Annotated in this window: 3 protein-coding genes; 2 read left to right on the top strand and 1 reads right to left on the bottom strand. The window is 41.1% G+C overall.

Going from position 1 to position 1,658, the window contains the following annotated elements; genetic code table 11:
• Window positions 1-264: 264 nt before the first annotated feature.
• Entirely contained in the window at window positions 265-717 is a 453-nt protein-coding gene (locus tag A3757_RS20250) for a hypothetical protein (protein WP_068511205.1), read from the bottom strand.
• 162 nt (window positions 718-879) lie between these two features.
• Between A3757_RS20250 and A3757_RS20245 the strand changes: the two genes are divergently transcribed.
• Both A3757_RS20245 and A3757_RS20240 read left to right on the top strand, forming a co-directional pair.
• Window positions 880-1,122, top strand: coding sequence for an Arc family DNA-binding protein (locus tag A3757_RS20245; protein WP_068510145.1), 243 nt, complete (start codon window positions 880-882; stop codon window positions 1,120-1,122).
• Complete coding sequence (locus tag A3757_RS20240; RefSeq protein ID WP_068511203.1) at window positions 1,119-1,520, top strand: type II toxin-antitoxin system VapC family toxin; 402 nt, start codon at window positions 1,119-1,121, stop codon at window positions 1,518-1,520. Before A3757_RS20245 ends, A3757_RS20240 begins: the two co-directional genes overlap by 4 nt.
• Window positions 1,521-1,658 lie beyond the last annotated feature (138 nt).

The following is a 1,658-nucleotide window of genomic DNA, read 5'->3' as shown; positions in this document are numbered from 1 at the left end:
AAGTAAGGTTGGATAGGTTAACGCGTCGCGTTAGCAACCCACGAATACCAGCATGATCACCGTCGAAATTACTTGCTTCATCTGATGCGTTGACGCTTCCCTAACGGGAAGAATGTTAATTAAAAAGAAAGGCTCTGGCCGAGGTTCCGGCAGGATTTTGTGCCGGCCTCTTGACGTGGGGAGTCATACCAACGCTTTTGTTGTGGGGCGCTGAAAGCGTCCAAGCCCCGCAGGGGCTGAACCACCAACTTTTTGTTAGGCAGATCATCGCACAAATTCGTAATTATGCCATTCAGGACGCTCTTCTTTTTCTAGAAACTCAACAATTGAACTCTTCGCAATATCTGTAGCAATACAGTACTTTTCGTGCAGTGGCTCACTCTCTCCGAAAGAGATTTCCTTTCGATCAGCTACTGAAATATTTTCATTTCGAGAATCACTTAAAGCACGAAATTCACTAGCATTTTCATCATAAAATATGAGGCCAGATATTTCGTCACTCCATTCTAGAGCGAAGTAAACACGAATATAGTTTCTGGCACCAAAAATGAATCTTTGCCACCAAGGCCTTAAACCATCGTCAGCTGCCAGCAATATCTTTCCTGATTTCGAATTTAGCGCATTCCGCAGTGCTTCTCTTGTCTCGGAGAAGTTCTCAAATTCTAATTCCTTACCGTCTAAGGTAAGAAAATATTTAGTGTGAGATTCCAAATTCATTTTATTGCCTAACGCCCGCCTCAACGAGCAAATTTTGCTGGCGGCAGTTTTGCCGCGCAGCGCAAAAGTGGTGACAGAAAAATTTGTCCGTTGGAGGCGCTTGTTAAAATCATTTATTTATGCAACCATAATGAAACCATATTGCAACCATGAGTGTTTTTTATGCCCGCAATTACAGTGAAGAATATACCAGACATTTTATACAGCCAGCTAAAACAATCTGCTGAAGCACACCACAGAAGTATAAATAGTGAGCTTATTGTATGCCTAGAGAAGGTTTTGAGACCACAAAAAATAGATAAAGACCAACTTTTAATGAATGCACGAACAATGAGGCAAAAACTAAAAGGTTTGAAAGTTACTGAGGAAGATTTAACTAAAGCCAAAGCTGAAGGCAGAGAATGATTGTAGCTGACACTAATACAATAGCTTACTTATATTTACCCTCTGACTATAGCGAATACGTAGAAGCCTTGCTATTGAAAGACCCAGATTGGATTGCCCCTATATTATGGCGCAGTGAGTTACGAAACATCTTAGCTTTGTACCTTAGAAAAGAGCTTATTTCTATGGAGGATGCCTTAGAAATACAACAACAAGCTGAGAATTTACTCAAAGACAATGAATATACCGTAAATTCTTTCGAAGTATTAAATACTGCAAATGAATCAGGTTGTTCTGCTTATGACTCTGAGTTTATTTGCTTGGCAAAGAGCCAAAACTGCAAACTAGTGACTGCTGACAAAAAAATACTAAAGCAATTTCCAGACATAGCGATATCTGCCAGAGAGTACGTTGCTTAGAAATTTTAACGCCGCCAGCAACGGCGAGCGAAGCGAGTCCAGCCCACGGCCCTTTGTGGGCGATGTTGGCTGGCCTGGTTATATTTTTCTTTCAATGATGAACCCTGACTCGTCACCACAATGAATATAAATTTCACC

The sequence above is a fragment of the Oleiphilus sp. HI0117 genome, from assembly GCF_001635235.1.
The sequence above is the reverse complement of the archived record's forward strand: the minus strand, read 5'-3'. Positions and strand labels throughout refer to the sequence as shown.